Source organism: Kitasatospora sp. NPDC127060 (assembly GCF_042724935.1).
GTDB lineage: Bacteria > Actinomycetota > Actinomycetes > Streptomycetales > Streptomycetaceae > Kitasatospora.
In genome coordinates, this window is the sequence record NZ_JBHXEG010000034.1 from 24,988 (window position 1) to 39,574 (window position 14,587).

Consider the following 14,587-nt stretch of genomic DNA (forward strand, 5'->3'; position numbering starts at 1 on the left):
CGCTGATGCGTGGTGGCGCCTCTCTGGGCGTCCGAGCGGAGGGTCATCGGCGCTTCTCCTTAGCCACTGGGTAGAGCCGCGCATGCGAGAGACCGCAGATGGGCCTCGGTCATGCGGGAGCGGGCAATCGCGAGCTGCGAGGGTGGTCGAGCTGCTGACGTCCAGACAACTCCGTCTCGATGCACCACGGTTAGGGCAACGGCTCCGCGTGCGTGATCCATGCAGATCGTGCATGACGGGTTGTCCTGGTGCGGCTACGCTCGGCTCGCCAGGGCAGGATCAGCATTGGCAGGAGAAGCCATGTCGCGGACGGCCACAGGACACTCCGCTGCGGGTGGGATCGGAGAGGTGATCCGCCGCGCGCGAGTGTTGAGCGGCCGGTCGCAGGCGGACGTGGCCACCGAACTGGGCTACCACCAGTCGAAGATCAGCCGGTTGGAGAGCGGCAAGGGGACGCAGGACATCGACGTCCTGCGCGCTGTCGCAGCCGTGCTCGACATCCCACTGGAATGCCTCGGCCTGTCCTCCCATACCAGTGCGGACAGCAGGACGGACGACATGCACCGTCGCAACTTCCTGGCCGCGAGCGTCGCCGCGCTCGCGACCCCGACGCCCCGTCCCCGCGTGGGGATAGAGCTGGTCCAGGCACTGCTGCCTGGACCTGTTCCAGCCGATCACGCGCCACAACCCCGGGCCGCACTCGCGGCCCGGCTCTCCCAGGCTCGGAGGCTGTTCTACACCTGCCGGTACGCCGAACTCGAAGGCGCTCTGCCCTCGCTGATCGCCGACCTTCGCCAGGCCCAGGACGCCTCCCGCGGCGGCGATCAGGTCCTGTCCGGCCTCCTCGCGACGGCGTACCAGACCGCGGTCAGCCTGCTGCTCAAGCTCGGCGACCACGGCAACGCCTGGCTGGCGGTCGGCCGTGCCATGGCCGAGGCCGAACGGAGCGCCGACCCCGTCGTGATGGCCTCCAGCGTCCGAGTCCAGGCGCACGTCCTCGCGCGCGACCGGCACACCGCGCCCGCCGTCACCCTCATCAGGCACACCGCCGACCAGCTCTCCGGCAGCTACGACCGGCGCCCACCCGCGTACCTCGCCGCGCTGGGGCTCATGCTCCTTCGCGGGGTGACGGCCGCAAGCGCCGGCGGCGACCGTGCCACGACCGCCGAGTTCCTCGCCGAGGCCCAGGAGGTCGCGCGCTACGTCGACCTCGACAGCCCCGAAGCCTGGGCAAACTTCAGTCCGACCAACGTCGCGCTCCACTCGGTGAGCGCCTCGGTCGTCCTGGGCGACGCCGGAGCGGCGCTGGAAGCCGCCCAGCCGCTGATGCGCAGGCGCATCCCGGTCCCCGAACGCCGGGCGGCACTGTGGGTGGAGGCTGCACGGGCCTACAGCCAGCAGGGCAGACTGGCCGAGGGATACAAAGCGCTCAGGATCGCGGAGAGCTGTGCCTCGGAGGACATCCGCCGGCGGCCCAGCGTGCTCGAGCTGGCCGGTGACATGGCCGCTCGCGACCGGCGCGGCGCCGTCCCGGAGCTTCGCCGTTTCTGCCAGGAGTTGGGAGTCCAGGTTTGACCGAGCACCGCGAGCCGTTCCTCTACGTCGTCGTCTGCGCGTCGGGCATCGCCGACGGCGTGGGCGAACTGATCACTGCTGCCCATGCCGAGGGCTGGGGAGTCGGCGTGATCGCGACCCCGAACGGGCTCGGATTCATAGACCAGCAGGCCGTCGAAGCCCAGACCGGCTACCCGATCCGCTCAGCCTGGCGCACGCCGAGCATCCCCCAGCCGCTGCCCCCGGCCGACGCCATCGCCGTCGCCCCGGCCACCTTCAACACCATCAACAAGTGGGCCGCCGGCATCTCCGACACCCTCGCCCTCGGCATCCTCTGCGAGGCGTATGGCCTCGGCATCCCCGTCGCCGTCCAGCCCTATGTCAACTCCGCCCAGGCTGCCCACCCCGCGTACGGGGAGAGCCTGGCCCGGCTCCGGTCGATGGGCGTCCTGATCGGTGACTACGTCCCCCACAAGCCCAAGGCCGGCGGGGGCCGCGACAAGTACAACTGGACCCACGTCCTCGACCTGCTCCGCCCCGTGGCAGCCTCAGCGGCGGAGAGGGACTAGCCGATGCTCCCGCCTTCAGACGGGCCGCCAGGTGTCGCTGCCGCGATCGTGATCCGAGAGGGTCGGGTGCTGATGGTCCGGCGCCGGGTCAGCGAGGGCCAGCTCGTGTGGCAGTTCCCGGCGGGCAAGATCGAGCCCGGCGAGTCTCCCGAGCAAGCGGCTGTCCGCGAGACTGCGGAGGAGACGGGGCTGAACGTGGCCGCCATCAAGGTCCTCGGCGAGCGCGTCCACCCGGAGACTGGCCGATGGATGTCGTACACGGTCTGCGAGATCGTCAGCGGCACCGCTGCCGTCGGTGACCCACGAGAACTGGACGCACTGGCGTGGGTGGCGCTTGCAGAGATCCCCGAATACGTCCCGTACGGGATCTTCGAGCCAGTTCAGGCATACCTGGATATCGCGCTCAAGGGCTGAGTGAACAGCTGTGGGCGACCACCAACTGGTGGCCGCCCACAGCGGCAGCAGAATTCCGGTCGCTGATGGTCAGCGGTGTCGGGATTGGGTGACGGGGCGCTGCAGGGCAGTCGTGGCGGATGACGGGTTGGTCGTGGGGTGGCGGACGGTCGGGGCGGCGGACGAGCGCAGAAGTGCCGCCTCGACGGTGCGGTTGGGTGCGGGGTTGTAGCTGGTGTGCTGGATACGAGCGATGAGGACCTGGGCGGGCAGGCGGGCGCTGCCGAGTTCGCGGCGGGCGGCGGCCTCGGTGAGGAGCTGGTGGGGCGTGTAGCCACCGGCTTCGGCGTCGGCGAGGACGGTGGCGAGGGCGGGCCAGTTGGGGTCGGCGAGGATCCGCGTCGCGTGGTTGGGGATGGCGGCGCGGACGTCGTTGGCGAGGGTGTTGCAGGTCTGTTCCTTGGGCTGGCGTTGGACGAGGAAGGCGAGCTGGTCGGCGGCGGCCTGGTCGTAGGCGGTCTGGAGGTGCTGGACAGTTCGGCGGGCGGCTTCGGCCTGCTGGGCGTGGCCCTTGGCGGTGTGCCAGCGCTGAGAGAGGATCGCGGCCCAGGCGAGGGCCGCGACGAGGACGGAGAGGGTGCTGCCGACCTTGCCGCTGCCGGCGTTCACGAGGTCGCGGGCGGCCTGGCGCAGGCCAGCTGCCGCCGTGTGGTCGGTGCTGATCTGGGAGCGCTGGGCGCGGGCGAAGGTCTTTGCTGCTGCTCGGAGTTCGGCGCGCAGGTCCTGGGGCGCGGTCTGGGCGGTGGCCTCGATCAGTTCGCCGAGGGCGGTGATGTGCGCCTGCGCACGCGCATCACCGATGTCGCCGGTGGTGCCGTGGTCCGTGGTGAAGGTGTCGAGGGCGTTGGTGGCGTGCTGCCAGGGGGCGGCGGGCTTGTTGCGGCGGGCGGTGGGGTGCTCCTCCGGCTTGCCGGCCTCAAGGAGCGCCTGGAGCTTGGGCAGGGACAGGTCGGGGGCGATCTTCCCGCCGGGGATGTAGTTCGGCTGTCCGTTGGCCTTCAGGTCGCCAGAGCGGGCGACGGAGTAGCCCCGAAGGTCGCCGGACGGGAAGCGGAGGATCTTGACCTCGACGCCATCGGCCTGGAGGTGGGCGAAAAGTTCCTCCGCGTTGCTCGCGTGGGGAATGACGGCGCGGATGCGGTCCTGGAACCACTCGCGGCTGGTCTGTTCCCAACCGAGGCGCTTGGCCTTGTGCATCTCGGCCCGAGTGGGGCGGCGTTCGGCGGTCCAATCGCCCGTGCCGAACTGGCGCAGGCCGTAGTCCTTCTCGATCTCGCGACACTCGGCGCCGACGCGCTGGCCGCTGTTGTGGAGCTTGGGGCGGCGGCCGTCCTCGCGGACGGTGGTGGCGAGGATGTGGATGTGGTCGTCCGCGTGGCACACAGCGATCCATCGGCACGCTAGGTCGTCGCCCTTGGAAGCGATGTCGGCGGCCCGAACGATGCGCTCGGCGATCTCAGACCCGGCGTCGGAGAGGTAACGGTCCTCGGGTGCGGCGCGTACGGGGCAGTGCCAGACGTGGTCGGTGAGCTTCTTGCCGGGCTCGCTGTTGCGCAGGCGGACGGGCTCGTCGAGGAGCGGGCGAGTTGAGTGAGGGTGGCGTTTTCGTCGCGGCCAGGGTCGGGCATGGCGAGCATGGCGAAGCCGACGACGATGTGCGGGTCGCGGTGCTCGTCGTGGCGGACGGGTCCGTAGAGGTAAGCGAGCAGGCCGCGGGAGTGGACCCGGGGTTCTTGATGGGTGCGAGGTTCCCCCGAGGTGCGGAAGGTTACCGGAGATGGCCTGATGGGCCATGAGAAGGGAGCCTCTGCCGTGGCTGCACGATGAAGTACCCGCCCGAGTTGCGTCAGCGTGCTGTCGCCGCATACCGAGCCGCCGACCCGAAGCCGGTGATCCGTCAGATGGCCCGCGACCTCGGGGTGCACCACGAGGCCCTGCGGAACTGGATCCGCCAGGACGAGGCCGACCGGGGCGAGCGCGACGACCGGCTGACCACTATCGAGAAGGAGGAACTGGCCGCTCTGCGCAAGGAGAACGCCGAGTTCTGGCGCTCCTGCGAGATCCTCAAGGCCACCTCGGCTTTTTTCGCCCAGGAGCTCGACCCGACACAGCAAGGTCACCGAGATGTTTGAGCGGCTCGTGACCTCGTCCGGCCTGCCGCCGATCCGTCTGCACGACCTCCGCCTCGGCGCGGCCACCCTCGCGCTCGCGGGCGAGGTCGACATGAAGGTGGTGCCCGAGATGCTCGGCCACTCCTCCATCAAGATCACGTCGGACATCTACACCAGCGTCCTGCCCGAGATCGCCAAGGACGCGACCGAGGCTGCCGCGAAGCTCGTCCCGCTCCAGCGGCAGACCGAAGCCGTGGCTCACGCCAAGGCCTCCGCGAAGGCGGCGGCCGAGGCCGAGAAGGCGAAGCGAAAGGTCACAAAGAAAGCGAGGTCCAAGGCCAAGAGGGCCAAGGGTTTAGACCAAGATCGACACCCGCGCTCACGCATCGCTCACGCGAGCGATCTCGTAGCGCGTCGCCGACACCTGCCCGCAGGCCGAGAAAAGGCAAAAGCCCCAGGTCACGGCGAGTGAGTCCTGGGGCTTCTACAGAGCCGCCTGCGGGATTCGAACCCGCGACCTACGCATTACGAGTGCGTTGCTCTGGCCAACTGAGCTAAGGCGGCACCGCTGCCACGTGTGGTGGCAACGCGGGCCAGTCTACACAGGTTCGCAGGTGATCCGTAGCCGGGGCGGTCGGGTGGTGGGCCGGGGTGGGCGGGGGCGGATGGTTTCTGCTTCAACCGGTCTCCGGTGCGACGTTAGGATGATCGCCCCCCTGCCGCCCCTTCCCACCCCCGGAGCGCACCGTGCTCGGTGTCAACGACCTGGCGACGTACGTCCTCGGCGCCCTCGTGATCGTCCTGCTGCCCGGCCCCAACTCGCTGTACGTGCTGTCGGTCGCCGCCCGCAAGGGCGTCCGGACCGGGTACCGGGCGGCGGCGGGCGTGTTCGTCGGCGACCTCACGCTGATCAGCCTGACCTCGCTGGGGGCCGCCTCGCTGCTGAAGGCCAACCCGGCGGTGTTCGCGGTGGTCAAGTTCGGCGGCGCCGCCTACCTGCTGTGGATCGGGTTCGGGATGCTGCGGGCCGCCCGTGAGCTGTGGAGCGAGCGCCGGGCCGGGGCCGACCGGGCGGCCGGCGCGGAGGCGGCGCCGGAGGAGAGCGAGCGGCCGTTCCGGCGGGCGCTGGTGATCAGTCTGCTGAACCCGAAGGCGATCCTGTTCCTGCTGTCCTTCTTCACCCAGTTCGTCGACCCTTCCTACGGGCAGCCCGCGCTGTCCTTCGCCCTGCTCGGCGGGATCCTGCAGACCTTCAGCCTGCTCTACCTCTCCCTGCTGATATTCGCCGGCACCACGCTGGCCTCGGCCTTCCGCCGCCGCAAGCGCCTGTCCGCGACCCTGACCAGCGGCGTCGCCGTCCTGTTCGCGGGCTTCGCGGCGAAGCTGGCGGTCTCCTCGGTCTGACCCCGGGACGGACCCCCAGGACGGGTGCCCGGGACGGACCCCCAGGACGGGTGCCCGGGACGGGTGCCCGAACCCGCTACCGGTCGCAGCGCTTGCCCTGCTCCGGGGCCTCCCCGGTGAGCAGGAAGCGGTTGACCGCGCCGTCCACACAGGCGCTGCGCCCCCCGTACGCGGTGTGGCCGTCCCCGTCGTAGGTGAGCAGGCGGCCGGACTCCAGTTGGCCGGCCAGCGACCGGGCCCAGTCGTACGGCGTGGCCGGGTCGCGGGTGGTGCCGACGACGACGATCGGGGCGGCGCCGGCGGCCCGGATGGTGTGGGCCGCGCCGGTGGCCCGGACCGGCCAGTAGGCACAGGTCAGCGCCATCCAGGCCATGTCGCGCCCGAAGTGCGGCGAGGCCTTCTCGAAGTCCGGCACCGCCCGCTGGACGTCCTCCGGCGAGCGGAACGGGGCGGGCAGGTCGAGGCAGTTCACCGCCGTGTTGGCGAACATCAGGTTGGGGTAGGAGCCGTCCGCCTCGCGCCCGTAGTAGGCGTCGGAGAGCTTCAGCAGCCCGGTGCCGTCGCCCGCCTCGGCGTCGGTGAGCGCGGTGCGCAGCTTGGGCCACAGGAACTCGGCGTACATGGCCTGGACGACGCCGGTGGTGGCCTGGGCCTCGGTGAGCCGGCGCCCGTGGTCGGTGGTCGGCAGCGGCTGGGCGTGGACGGTCGCGAACAGGGCGGTGAGCCGGTCGCCGACCTGCTGCTCGGTGCGGCCGAGCGGGCAGTCCTCGCGCTTGGCGCAGTCCCCGGCGAAGGCGGCCCAGGCGGTCTCGAAGCCGCCGGCCTGGGTGCGGTTGCCGGTGACCGAGTCGAGCGCCGGGTCCATCGCGCCGTCCAGCACCACCCGCCCGACCCGGCTCGGGAACAGCCCGGCGTAGGTGGCGCCGAGGAAGGTGCCGTACGACTTGCCGACGAAGTTCAGCCGTTCGTCGCCGAGCAGGGCGCGCAGCACGTCCATGTCGCGGGCCGCCTCGACGGTGCTGAGGTGGCCGAGCGCGGGCCCGGCCTGCCTGCGGCAGCCGTCGGCGAACTCCCGGTCGACGGCGACGAGCGCGTCGATCGCCCGCTGGTCGCCGGGGGCCAGGTCTGCGGCGGTGAAGGCGTCCATCCGCTCGCCGTTCAGGCAGCTGACGGGATTGCTGCGGCCCACCCCGCGCGGGTCGAGGCCGACCAGGTCGTAGCGGGTGCGCACGGTGCGGTCGTACGTCCCGGCGACGGCCTCCAGGTACTCGATCGCCGAGCCACCGGGGCCGCCCGGGTTGAGCAGCAGCGAGCCCGACCGGTTCGCGCCGCCGGGGTCACCGGGGAGGGCGGCGGCGCGGGCGGCGGAGAGGGTGAGGTCGCCGTCGCCGGGGCGGTCGTAGTCCATCGGCACCCGGAAGGTGGCGCACTCGAAACCGCCGTCGCACGGCTGCCAGGCCGGCCGCTGCCCGTAGTACGGAGCGAGCGCGGCCGGTACGGGGCTGGGCAGCGGCTCCAGCGGGGTGACACCGGAGCCGGCGCCCGTCGAGTCGGAAGAAGCCTGCCCGGACGCCCCGCTCCCACCGGTCGGCCCCGCGGAGCGCCGGCTGCACCCGCCCGCCGAAGCCGCCAGCAGCCCGACCGCGAGCACCACCGCAACCGCCCGCAACCCCGCACGCACGCGCCCCCGCCCCAGAACCCGCCCCAGAACCCGCCCGACGACCCGCACCCGCCCGAAGCCCCTCATCCGCTTCCTCTCCACCTCTCCGAGAAAAGTACGAGAACGAAGAAACGCCGCTGCCCGGTACCCACCCCGGGTACCGGGCAGCGTAACCGCCGGCTCGGCCGACGCTCAGGACGCCTTCGCCAGCGCCTCCGCCAGGAACTGCGCCGCCTGCCGGACCAGCCGGGCCCGTTCCCGATCCGCCGAGTAGTCCTGCACGTTGTCCGAGATCCGCACCTCGGCCTTGGCCGCCGGGCCGGGCCCGGCCTTGAGCGCGGCCTGCAGCTTGCGGGCCGCGTCCAGACCGGCGGCGTCGCCCTTGGCGGCGGCCAGCAGCAGCTTGGCGGAGCTGCCCGCGGGGGCCTCGGCGCCGGTCTGGGTGAGCGCGCCGGCGTCGTAGCGGCCGGAGACCGCGGCGGCCGCGCCGTAGAGGTCCGGCCGGGCCAGGCCGGCGGCGGCCGCGCACGGCGCGCCGCCCTCGACCCCGAGGGTTCCCCAGGAGGCCGGGCCGGGAGGGAGGGTACGGAAGGAGGCCGCGATGGTGGTGCGCAGGGTCGCGTCGTCGGCGACGGCGGCCGGGGCCGCGGCGACCAGCTCGCAGGGGTGCGCGGTGCCGTTCGGCGCCTCGGGGGCGACCAGGATGAACGGGCGGGCGCGGCCGGTCTGCAGGGCCGCGCCGACGCCGTCGAAGACGTCCGGCACCTCGGCGTCGGCGGTCTTGCCCGGGGTCGCGGAGTGCATCACGACGACGGGGAAGCGCGCGTTCGGCTCCTTGGCGTACTGCGCCGGCAGCCAGACCCGGACGTTGCGCGGCTTCCCGTCCGGACCGAGCACGGCGGACTGCAGCAGCTCGCCGCCGCCCGGGTGCCCGACGCTGTCGAAGTGGCTGGCCACGACGGGCGCCGTGGCGGGGGTGGCGGCCGCCGGATCGGTGGCGGCCGGCGGTGCCGCCTGCTGCCGTACGGCCGCACCGGGCCCGCCTGGCCCGCTGGGCCCCCCAGAGCCACCGGAGCCCCCGGACCCACCGGCCACACCCGCCGCCGAGCCCGCCCAGGCCCCGGCGGCGGCCGCGTCCGCGGCGGGCTCCGCCCGGTCCGCGCCCGCCCCGCCGTGCCCCAGGCCGCCGAACGCCCCGAGCGCGGTGAGCACCGTCAACGCGGTGACGCACACCCCGCAGACCATCGCACCGCCCGCCCGCAGCAGCATCGGCCACCGGTCGCCCGTCAGTTCGTAGGTCGCGGCGGCCCGCAGGTCGCGCCAGCGCTGGAGCGCACCGCGCGCCAGCCAGATCCCGCCGAGGGCGGCGGCCAGCAGGGGAATGACGAGGAGTGGACGGACCACGGAACGCACCACCTCGGGAGGAGGGCCGGCGCCGGACCGGATCCGGTGCCGTACGGGAGGCGACCGCTCCGGCGGCGGCGGGCCCTCCGGAGCGGAGGGCCCGGGGTGCGGCCGGGCACAGTCGGCCCCCAGCGTGCACAACGGGTGCGCCGTCACACGCGGGTGTGCCCGGCGAGTGTCGCCCGTTCACTCGAAGGTGGGACGCCGAGTCGACCCCGGGCGACTCCGGGCGGCGTACGGCCCCCGGGATCCCACCCCACGCGGCGCGCCCCTTGCGGCCCGAGGACCAGGCCGCCGGACCGGACCTCAGCCCGCCCGCAGCGCCATCGTCATCGCCTCGACCGCGAGCAGCGGGTCCACGTTGCGGTCCACCGCCCCACGGCAGGCGAGCACCGCCTCGATCCGGCGCAGCGTGCCCTCGGCCGTCCCGTCCTGGGCGACCCGGTTCAGTGCCTGCCGCTGGTCCTCGTTGGCGAGCGCGCCGGTGGAGCCGAGCTGGATCGCCAGCACGTCCCGGTAGAAGCCGAGGAGGTCGAGCAGCGCGACCCCGAGGGTCTCCCGGCGGGTGCGGGTGGCACGGCTCTTCTGTCGCTTCTCCAGCTCCTTGACCGCCCCGGCCATGCCGCGCGGCGCCTTGCTGCCCTCAGCGGCGCCGTAGGCGGCCTTCAGGTCGTCGGTCTCCTTGGCGTCCTGGGTCTCGGCGAGCGCCTCTGCGTCGGCCTTGGCGGTGTCGACCAGGCGCTGGGCGGCGGTCAGGCAGCCGCCGATGTCGCCGACCTCCAGCGGGATCCGCAGCACCTCGGCCCGGCGGGTGCGGGCCTGCTCGTCCACGGCGAGGCGGCGGGTGCGCTCGATGTCGCCCTGCCCGGCGAGCGCGGCCAGCCGGGCGGTCTCCGGGTCGACGCCGTCGCGGCGGACCAGCATGTCGGCGACCGCCTCGGCGGGGGGAGTGCGCAGAACCAGCAGGCGGCAGCGCGAGCGGATGGTCGGCAGCACGTCCTGGACGGAGGGGGCGCAGAGCAGCCAGACGGTGCGCGGGGAGGGCTCCTCCACGCCCTTGAGCAGCGCGTTGGCGGCGGCCTCGGTGAGCCGGTGCGCGGCGTCCACCAGGATCACCGACCAGCGGCCGCCGGTCGGGTAGCTGGCGGCGCGCAGGACGAGGTCGCGCATGTCGCCGACGCCGATGGACAGTCCGTCGGTCCGCACGTACTTGACGTCGGCGTGGCTGCCGGCCAGCACGGTGTGGCAGCCGTCGCAGAACCCGCAACCGGGCGTGCCGCCGAGCGCGAGGTCGGGGCTGGTGCACTGGAGGGCGGCGGCGAACGCCCGCGCGGCGGTGACCTGACCGGCACCGGGCGGGCCTGTGAACAGCCAGGCGTGGGTCATCAGCGAGGCGTTCCCGCCCTGCGCCGGAGCGGCGCCGCGACCGACCTCGACCGTCGCCCCGGCCGCCCGGGCCGCGGCGGTCAGCTGCTCGACCACCCGATCCTGACCCACCAGGTCGTCCCAGACGGCCACTGCTGCTCCCATGCTCCGTACGGCAGCGCTCCCGGCGCCGTTTCCCCGCCGTCGAGCATACGTCTCCGGTCCGACAGCCACTGCTCCGTCCGGGGCACGCCGGACCTCCGGACGACGGCCCGGCGGACACATCGGGCCTCCGGACGACAGCCCCGCGCCCTGGTACGACGACGGGCGGCGCCGCCCCGGGAACCCTCCCCGGGCGACACCGCCCGCCCTTCCGTCAACCGCCGGACGCCAACCGCCGGACATCGACCGTCAGCCGCCCGTCGTCAGCCGTCAGTCGTCAATCGCCCGTCGCCCGTCGCCCGTCGCCCGTCGCCCGTCGTCAGCCGTCAGCCGTCAACCACCGAACGCCAGCCGCCAGACGCCCGCCGTCCCGGCCCCGGACTCAGCCGCGCCGACCCCAGCGCCGGCCCTTGCCCTTGCCCTTGCCACCGTCCTCGCCGGGACGGTCGTCCCCGCCGGGGTGACCGGAGTCGTCCTGGTTTCCGCCGTGTCCCCAACGCGCCCACTCGTCCCGCGAGCCGAGCAGGGTGTCGGTGAGGCTCGGCAGGTCGTCCATCGGCGTCTCCTCCGCCCACTCCGGCCGGGGCCGCTCGGCGGTCGGCTGCGACTCGCCGGTCTGCGGCACCACCGGCTGCGGCGCGGCCTGCCGACCGTCCACCACCGGCAACTCCCGGGTGCTGTCCACCGGCTCCCCGGGACGCCCGGGCCCGACCCGCGGCAGCACCGCGGTCTCGTCCGCGGCGGGAACCCTCGGCAGCACGGCCGTCTCGTCCGCCGCCGGCACCTTCGGCAGCACCGCCGTCTCATCGGCGGCCGGCACCCGCGGCAGCCGGGCGGTCGCCTCGGCACCCTCCGCGGACCCGGCACCCTCCGCGGACCCGGCAGCCTTCGCCGCCTCGGCGGCCTCCGCCGCCCGGACCGCCGCCTGCCGGTCGCGCAGCGTCAGCTCCCGCGTCGCCTCGTCGCCGAGACCACCCTCCGAGACCCCCGGCCTGTCCCCTGCCGCGTCCCCGACCGCCGGAGCCCCGGCCCGGTCCGAAGCCGTCTCCGCCGCCGCGGCGGCCGCCGCGAGCGCCGCGGCCTGCGCCAGCCGGGCCTCCTCGGCCCGCTGCAGCGCCTCCTCCGCCCGGCGCCGCTGCTCCTCGCGCGCCAGCTCCCGCTGCCGCTGCAGCTCCGCCTGGGCGGCCGCCTCGTCGGCGATCCGCTTGCGCTCGGCGGCCTCGGCCGCCAGCCGGGCCTCCTCCTCGGCCCTGCGCTTCGCCTCTTCCTCGGCCCGGCGGCGAGCCGCCTCCTCGGCCCGGAGGCGGGCTTCCTCCTCGGCCTTGCGGCGGGCCTCGGCGGCGACCCGTTCGGCCTCCTCCTTGGCCAGCCGCTCCTGCTCGGCCTGCTCGGCCCGCAGCTGCGCCAGCACCTCCTGGCGCTTGCGCTCGGCGGCCTCCTCCTCGGCCTTCTTGCGGGCCTCCTCGGCGGCGCGCCGCTCGGCCTCCTCCTTGGCCAGCCGCTCCTGCTCGGCGCGGGCGGCCTTCTCCTGCTCGGAGAGCGGCAGCTCGCGGTCGAGCCGGTGCCGGATGGCGGTGGTGACGAAGCCGGGGGCCTGGCTGCCGTCCACGACCAGGTAGCGCGCCGGGTCGGCGGCCGCGAGGGCGAGGAAGCCGGACCGGACCCGCTGGTGGAACTCGGTGGGTTCGGACTCCAGCCGGTCCAGCGCCTCGGTGAAGCGCTCCCTGGCCCGGGTCGGGTCGACGTCCAGCACCACGGTGAGGTCGGGCAGCAGCCCGCCGGTCGCCCAGCGGGAGATCCGGGCGACCTCGGTGGCGGCCAGGTCGCGACCGGCCCCCTGGTAGGCGATGGAGGAGTCCATGTACCGGTCGGTGATCACCACGGCGCCGCGGGCGAGGGCCGGCCGGATGACGTTCTCGACGTGCTCGGCGCGGTCGGCGGCGTAGATCAGCGCCTCGGCGCGGTGCGACAGGCCGGTGTTGCCGACGTCCAGGACGAGGCCGCGCAGCCGCTGCCCGACCGGGCTGCCGCCGGGCTCGCGGGTGAGCACGACCTCGTGGCCCTTGCCGCGGATCCACTCGGCGAGCGCCTGGGCCTGGGTGGACTTGCCGGCGCCGTCGCCGCCCTCCAGGGCGATGAAGAAGCCGGTGCCCGCGCCCCGGTGCGGCACCGGTCCGCCGGCGCCGCGCACCGCGTCGACCAGATCCCGGCCGAACGGCACGGTGCCGCGCCGGTCGTCGGTGCGCAACAGGACGACGGCGGCGAGCACCAGGGTGAGCAGCCCGGAGGTGGCGACGGCGAGGGCGCCGCCGCCGTGGATGAAGGTGAAGGAGCCGGGCTCGACGGTGCCGTACTCGACGTCCCCGTAGCCGGCGGCGATCAGCGGGACCACGACCAGCGCGGCGGCGACCACGGCCCGCAGCACCGCGTACAGGTGCTCGGTGACCTTGGTCAGCCGGGCCTCCTCGACCTCCTGGGCGAGCAGGCCGCGCCCGGCCGAGACGACGACCCCGGCGGCCAGACCGGCCAGCACGGTGAGCAGCAGGACCAGTACGAAGTCCAGCACCAGCCCGGCCAGGATCAGCGCGACGCCCTCGGTGAGCAGCGCCAGGGCGAGCAGTCGGCGGCGGGAGAGCGAGGGCAGGGTGGCCCGGGTGAGCCGGGCGCCCAGCGCGGGGGCGCCGGCCGCGGCGAGCACGAGCAGGCCGTAGCCGATCGGGCCGGCCCGGTGCTCGGCGGCGGTGAGCAGCGCCAGGGCGGCGACGCCCGCCATCGAGGCGTAGCCGGCCGCGACGGCGAAGGTGAAGTACGGGGCGCTGCCGGTGCGGCCCTTGCTCAGGGCGGGTCCGGGGGAAGCGTCGGTGGGGGCGCGCAGGCCGGTCAGCGGCGAGTGCGGGGCGACGGCCACCGGGCCGCCGGGCAGTTGCTGGAGGTGGTCGCGGACGGCCGCGGCGGCGAACAGGCCGGCCGCGCCGAGCGCCGCGAAGGTCAGCTGGTGGGCGCGCAGCCAGTCCGAGCCGAGCGCCGCGCCGATGTTGTTGACCAGGGTGAACGCGACCAGGCCGACGGCGCCCAGCGGCAGGGTGACCCAGCCGGTGAACCGGTCGATGCTCCGGACGGTGTCCAGGTTGGCGGCGGCCGGCCGCTGCTCGGCGACCGGGGCGTAGGGGTCGGCCGGCGGCAGCAGACCGGGGACGGCCACGGCCCTGGCGATCCCCCGGACCCGCTCGGCGGCACCGGTGAGGAACACGGTGGCGAGCAGCACGTAGGTGGCCGCGCCGGAGGGCCCGGAGCGGGCGGAGCCCAGCCAGACCGTCCACCACGGCGCGAGGCCGATCAGCAGGGCGCTCAGCGCGTCGGCGCCGAGCAGCGTCCAGCGCCGGTCCAGCTTGCCGGCGACCAGCTGGTGCACCGGCTCCAGCAGCGCCACGCCGACCAGCCCGGTGGCCGCCACCCGGACGGCGAGGACGGCGGCGGTGGCGAAGGCGAGGCTGCGCGGCAGGTCGCCGAACTGCCCGCCCTGGGCGGCGGCGATCACGGTGAGCGCGAGCAGCACCAGCAGCCCGAGCCGGTCGGCGGTGCCGCCGATCAGCTGGGTGGTCCACAAGCGCCGGTAGGACCTGGTCCGCAACAGTGCCCGAGCCCGGTCCGAGGGGGTTCCGGCGGGCGCGACCTCGGGCAGTTCGGGCCCGGTGGCTCTGGCGGCCGGGGCGGCACTGGGGGTGGGCTGCTCCTCGCTCGTCATACGGTCAGCGTAGCGGTCCGGGGTTTGCCCGATTGAGACGAACGGGGTTCCGGTTCGCCGTCATCACCGGCCCGTGACGATCCCTGCACAGACGCGCAGAGCCCGCGCCCCCGGGTGGGGGACGCGGGCCCGGTGCCGCCGTCGGGTACGGGGGCGGGGT

At 74.3% G+C, this 14,587-nt stretch carries 10 protein-coding genes, 1 tRNA gene and 1 pseudogene; 6 read left to right on the forward strand and 6 right to left on the reverse strand.

The window, feature by feature from the left end:
- Window positions 1-300 precede the first annotated feature (300 nt).
- The 3 genes from ACFWIS_RS20080 to ACFWIS_RS20090 are packed head-to-tail and all read left to right on the forward strand — an operon-like array spanning window position 301 to window position 2,537.
- The gene (locus ACFWIS_RS20080; protein ID WP_380451386.1) at window positions 301-1,575 is read left to right on the forward strand and encodes a helix-turn-helix domain-containing protein; all 1,275 of its coding nucleotides are present in this window, start codon (window positions 301-303) and stop codon (window positions 1,573-1,575) included.
- The gene (locus ACFWIS_RS20085; RefSeq protein WP_380451384.1) at window positions 1,572-2,123 is read left to right on the forward strand and encodes a flavoprotein; all 552 of its coding nucleotides are present in this window, start codon (window positions 1,572-1,574) and stop codon (window positions 2,121-2,123) included. The genes ACFWIS_RS20080 and ACFWIS_RS20085 overlap by 4 nt, the downstream gene beginning before the upstream one ends.
- A 3-nt stretch (window positions 2,124-2,126) precedes the next feature.
- Window positions 2,127-2,537 carry an NUDIX hydrolase gene (locus tag ACFWIS_RS20090; RefSeq protein WP_380451383.1) on the forward strand — a complete coding sequence of 137 codons (411 nt, stop codon included), beginning with the start codon at window positions 2,127-2,129 and terminating at the stop codon, window positions 2,535-2,537.
- A gap of 69 nt (window positions 2,538-2,606) precedes the next feature.
- Here the strand turns inward: ACFWIS_RS20090 and ACFWIS_RS20095 are convergent.
- Window positions 2,607-4,285, reverse strand: a pseudogene (locus ACFWIS_RS20095) (relaxase/mobilization nuclease domain-containing protein).
- 114 nt (window positions 4,286-4,399) lie between these two features.
- Here ACFWIS_RS20095 and ACFWIS_RS20100 point away from each other — a divergent pair.
- Complete coding sequence (locus tag ACFWIS_RS20100) at window positions 4,400-4,708, forward strand: transposase (RefSeq protein WP_380451381.1); 309 nt, start codon at window positions 4,400-4,402, stop codon at window positions 4,706-4,708.
- On the forward strand, window positions 4,701-5,159 hold the full coding sequence (locus tag ACFWIS_RS20105; RefSeq protein WP_380451379.1) for a tyrosine-type recombinase/integrase: 459 nt from the start codon (window positions 4,701-4,703) through the stop codon (window positions 5,157-5,159). Before ACFWIS_RS20100 ends, ACFWIS_RS20105 begins: the two co-directional genes overlap by 8 nt.
- A gap of 18 nt (window positions 5,160-5,177) precedes the next feature.
- On the opposite strand, the gene ACFWIS_RS20110 is transcribed toward ACFWIS_RS20105, so the two are convergent.
- Window positions 5,178-5,251: transfer RNA gene (locus tag ACFWIS_RS20110), tRNA-Thr, on the reverse strand.
- A gap of 183 nt (window positions 5,252-5,434) precedes the next feature.
- Between ACFWIS_RS20110 and leuE the strand changes: the two genes are divergently transcribed.
- On the forward strand, window positions 5,435-6,091 hold the full coding sequence (leuE, locus tag ACFWIS_RS20115) for a leucine efflux protein LeuE (RefSeq protein WP_380451377.1): 657 nt from the start codon (window positions 5,435-5,437) through the stop codon (window positions 6,089-6,091).
- Between the two features lie 76 nt (window positions 6,092-6,167).
- Here leuE and ACFWIS_RS20120 read toward each other — a convergent pair whose 3' ends face one another.
- The 4 genes from ACFWIS_RS20120 to tmk all read right to left on the reverse strand — a co-directional run bounded on the left by ACFWIS_RS20120 (window position 6,168) and on the right by tmk (window position 14,427).
- On the reverse strand, window positions 6,168-7,838 hold the full coding sequence (locus tag ACFWIS_RS20120; protein ID WP_380451375.1) for an alpha/beta hydrolase: 1,671 nt from the start codon (window positions 7,836-7,838) through the stop codon (window positions 6,168-6,170).
- A 105-nt stretch (window positions 7,839-7,943) separates the two neighbouring features.
- Window positions 7,944-9,155 carry a hypothetical protein gene (locus ACFWIS_RS20125; protein ID WP_380451373.1) on the reverse strand — a complete coding sequence of 404 codons (1,212 nt, stop codon included), beginning with the start codon at window positions 9,153-9,155 and terminating at the stop codon, window positions 7,944-7,946.
- A gap of 306 nt (window positions 9,156-9,461) precedes the next feature.
- The gene (locus ACFWIS_RS20130; protein WP_380451443.1) at window positions 9,462-10,673 is read right to left on the reverse strand and encodes a DNA polymerase III subunit delta'; all 1,212 of its coding nucleotides are present in this window, start codon (window positions 10,671-10,673) and stop codon (window positions 9,462-9,464) included.
- Between the two features lie 391 nt (window positions 10,674-11,064).
- The gene (gene tmk, locus ACFWIS_RS20135) at window positions 11,065-14,427 is read right to left on the reverse strand and encodes a dTMP kinase (RefSeq protein ID WP_380451371.1); all 3,363 of its coding nucleotides are present in this window, start codon (window positions 14,425-14,427) and stop codon (window positions 11,065-11,067) included.
- Window positions 14,428-14,587: the final 160 nt, after the last annotated feature.